General features: G+C 66.6%; 1 protein-coding gene. It reads left to right on the forward strand.

The genetic code is table 11. The annotated features are described in order from the left end of the window. Positions 1–230 precede the first annotated feature (230 nt). Entirely contained in the window at positions 231–1,481 is a 1,251-nt protein-coding gene (locus ACFYPD_RS34035; protein WP_387122901.1) for an IS110 family transposase, read from the forward strand. Positions 1,482–1,518: the final 37 nt, after the last annotated feature.

The raw sequence follows: 1,518 nt of genomic DNA on the forward strand, positions 1-1,518 counted from the left end.
TTGTAAGAGGAAGATGCCCCTGGCGGGGCGCCCACGGGTTTGTGAAACTTGATGCGTCGCCCGCTGACGTCGACAGAACTTGGCACCACGAGTCCGTTTGTAAGAGTGACGCTGGAGCCCGCCCCGGTAGGTACCCCGGGTTGCCGCTGTGAGCGCGTGTCTGAGTTTCTTGATCTTTCGCGGGTTCCGCGGGCGACGCCTTGTCGGCTCGGCTCCACCATGGAGGCGTCGTGGAGATCATCTATCCGCGGGTCGCGGCGATCGACGTGCACAAGAAGCAGATCACGGTGGCGGTCCGGGTCCCGGGCGAGCAGGCCGGGAAGCGCCGCCAGCAGGTACGCAAGTATCCCACCTTCTACAGCGCCTTACGAGAGATGACCAGCTGGCTGCTCGCCGAGCAGGTCACGCACGTGGCGATGGAAGCCACCGGCGTGTACTGGCGGCCCGTCTTCCACGCCCTCGCCGAGACCGACCAGCTGAAGATTCTGCTGTGCAACGCCCACCACGTTAAGAACGTGCCGGGCCGCAAGACCGACGCCTCCGACGCGGTGTGGCTGGCCGAACTGTGCGAGGTAGGGCTGCTGCGCGGAAGCTTCATCCCGCCGGCCGACATCGCCGCGATCCGGGAACTGGCCCGCTACCGCAAGAAGCTGATCGAGGAACGCACCCGCGAGACCCAACGGCTGCACAAGGTCCTCGAAGACGGCGGCATCAAGCTCGATTCGGTCGCCTCCGACGCCACCGGTGTCTCCGGCCGGGCGATGATCGAAGCGCTCATCGCCGGCGAACGCGACCCGGCGGTACTGGCCGACCTGGCCCGAGGGGTGCTGCGCAAGAAGATCCCCGACCTGACCCTCGCCCTGGCCGGCCGGTTCGCCGACCACCACGCCCTGCTCTGCCGGCTGCACCTGACCCACATCGACCACCTCAACGACATGATCGGCAAGCTCGACGCCCGCATCGAGGAAGTCATCACCCCGTTCGCGGCACAGCGGGACCGGCTCAAGACGATCCCCGGCGTGGGTGACCGTGCCGCGCAGACGATCATCTCCGAGATCGGGGTGGACATGACCCGCTTCCCCACCCCAGCACATCTCGCCTCCTGGGCCGGCCTATGCCCGGGCAACCATGAATCAGCGGGCAAACGCAGGAAAGGCACCACCCGCCACGGCAACCCCCACCTCGCCACCGTGCTGGTCGAAGCCGCTTGGGCCACCTCCCGCACCAGCACCCGACTCGGCGCCCGCTACCGCCGGCTCCACCGACGCTTCGGCAAGACCGGCAGCAAGAAAGCCGCCGTCGCCATCGCCCACACCATCCTCGTCATCGTCTGGCACCTACTCGCCAACGACCAGACCTACACCGACCTCGGCGCCGACTACTACACCCACCGAGACGACCCCGAGACCCGCAAGAACCGCCTACTACGCCAACTGCACGACCTCGGCTACCAAGCCGACCTCACCCCACTCGCCGCATAGGTAAATCCACCGCTACCCATGGAGTTTCGTCTGAGTT

The sequence above is a fragment of the Micromonospora sp. NPDC005299 genome (assembly GCF_042872345.1).
Classification (GTDB): Bacteria; Actinomycetota; Actinomycetes; order Mycobacteriales; family Micromonosporaceae; genus Micromonospora.